The sequence below is a fragment of the Nitrosovibrio tenuis genome (genome assembly GCF_900109785.1).
Classification (GTDB): Bacteria; Pseudomonadota; Gammaproteobacteria; order Burkholderiales; family Nitrosomonadaceae; genus Nitrosospira; species Nitrosospira tenuis_A.
Genome location: NZ_FOBH01000027.1, coordinates 1 through 2,259 on the forward strand (window position 1 = coordinate 1; position 2,259 = coordinate 2,259).

At 52.4% G+C, this 2,259-nt stretch carries 1 protein-coding gene; it reads left to right on the forward strand.

Translation table 11 applies throughout. The features are described from left to right. The first annotated feature begins 436 nt into the window (after nt 1-436). A complete protein-coding gene (gene pdxR, locus BMX00_RS14215) occupies nt 437-2,044 on the forward strand; it encodes a MocR-like pyridoxine biosynthesis transcription factor PdxR (RefSeq protein WP_245728103.1) in 1,608 nt (535 codons plus the stop codon). Nucleotides 2,045-2,259 lie beyond the last annotated feature (215 nt).

The window sequence follows — 2,259 nt, forward strand, 5'->3', positions numbered from 1 at the left end:
AGATGGTCATCAAACCCGAAAAGAAGTCCAAGGACGAGGACGAAGACGAGGAATAACTCAATCCGATCGCCTGATCGCCCGGTGGGCGATCGGGTCGCCTTTGTCTATTTTTTTGACCATCTCTAACGCTTCCTTGCACCGAAACACCGAACAAGTTTTATATCACTGTTTATCGAACGAGTTGGCAGCTGGGCTATGAACTACCGCTGATGGCTCAGCTCCCTACCGGATTCCCCGCTCAGTCCGTCACTGAAACTCGGCTGAGTCGGCCATCGAACCAGGCAAGTCCAGACCTGTTTCCACCTTTTCCCACCGTTTTCATTGTTCCGGCACCATAGCGGGCCGGTTTCGATAGCACTGCTCTTTCAGAGCACCTGTTGTAATTGGACGCGCCCAAATCCCTAATTTACCCCGGAGGAGGGGTTACGTTAACGCCATGGATATGCCAAAATTAGGTATTTATTCAGGACCAGAATCCAGGACACAGACCGTGCTGCCGAAAAACAATATGGCAATCCCTATTGAGCTTGACCATAACAGCCCTCAATCGCTACAGGGCCAAATTTTCGAGCAATTGCGCCACCTCATCCTGAGAGGCAGACTGAAACCTGGAACAGTTCTCCCTGCCAGCCGAGTGCTGGCTGAGCAGCTTGGGATTTCGCGAAACACCGTCTTGCTGGTTTACGACCGTTTAATTGCAGAAGGCTACCTTCAGGCTCGGAAGGCAATTGGGACCTATGTAAATCTTGAGTTACCCGAAACCTGTCTTGCAGCGACGCGCAGAATTACGATTTCAGCTCCTGCCCATGGCGAGCTCATGAATCGTCCATTAATTCCTTTTATTGGTCAGCCACAGGCTGGAGCAGCTGCTCAGCACCTTGACTTCGATTTCTGTCCAGACAGAATTGATCTGGACTTGTTTCCGCATAAGATATGGCGCCGCTTTCTCAACAGGATGCTTACCTCGAGCCGCACATATTTTACAGAGTGTTGCGATCCTGGCGGATTGCCCCAGCTGCGAGAAGTTATTGCCGATCACCTCGGAGTAGCACGGGGAATTAGCGTCTCGCCTGATCAGATAATTATTACTGCCGGCTCTCAGGAAGGCCTGAACCTCGCTGCCCGGTTACTTGTAAAGGATGGAACCCCGGTTGCCACGGAGAATCCTTGCTACCACGGTGCCGCATTCCTCTTCCAGAGTTATTATGCAAAGTTAATTCCAGTACCCGTTGATGGATCGGGATTGGATGTGGAGCGCTTGCCAAAGGATGGTGTGGCGCTTCTGTATGTTACCCCTTCCCATCAATATCCCCTTGGTTTCACACTGCCAATTGAACGGCGCCTGAAACTGCTGGATTGGGCCCGGCGCTGCGGGGCGTATATCATCGAGGATGACTACGACTCCGATTTCCGCTATCGCGGTTCGCCCCTGACGGCACTGATGGGTCTGGATGACTACGGGTGTGTAATGTATCTGGGAACCTTCTCAAAATCCATGGGCGCCGGATTGCGCCTAGGCTATCTCGTCGTACCTAAAACGTTAATATCTGCGGCTCGTTCAGCCAAGGCACTGCTCAATAATGGGCACGCCTGGCTGGACCAAGCAACAATGGGAGAATTTATTCGAAGCGGCGCCTACGGCAACCATTTGAGACGCATGCGCAATATCTATTGTAAACGTCGCGATTGCCTCATTGAAGCATTACGCGAACATTTCGGCGCGGCACAGCTTTCCGGGCTGGAGAGCGGGCTGCACCTGGCTTGGCACCTTCCGGACTCCTATCCTGATGCTCCGGGACTACAGGCGCTCGCACGACATCACGGGGTAGGTGTTTATGCTATCGGTCCGGGGACCGCTTACGATTTCGGGAATTGTGGCTATAGCGCGCGTACGCTCGTGCTGGGTTATTCTTCGCTAAACGAGTACCAGATTCGAGCGGGGATTCGACGTCTCGCCGATGCATTTAGAAATCGGTCTGTAGCAAAGTCCGATTTTTCAGATGAGATCGCTGGTATGCCAGCCTCGTTCTATTACAACTATTGATATAATCAATTCCATAATATCGACGCGGTTTGCTTCAACTCTGCGGGCCAACTGTGAGTCGTTATTGTCCCCGCGGAACATCCTGACAAACTGCTTCGTGCTTTTCTTCTGACCAGCAGATAAAAAAACACCGATCCACCTTCGTCTTTGGACGGCGGCGAACCGGTGTCCCGGTGTCCCGGTTAGTATGGGAACCTCGGGTAGAGGTTCCCCAG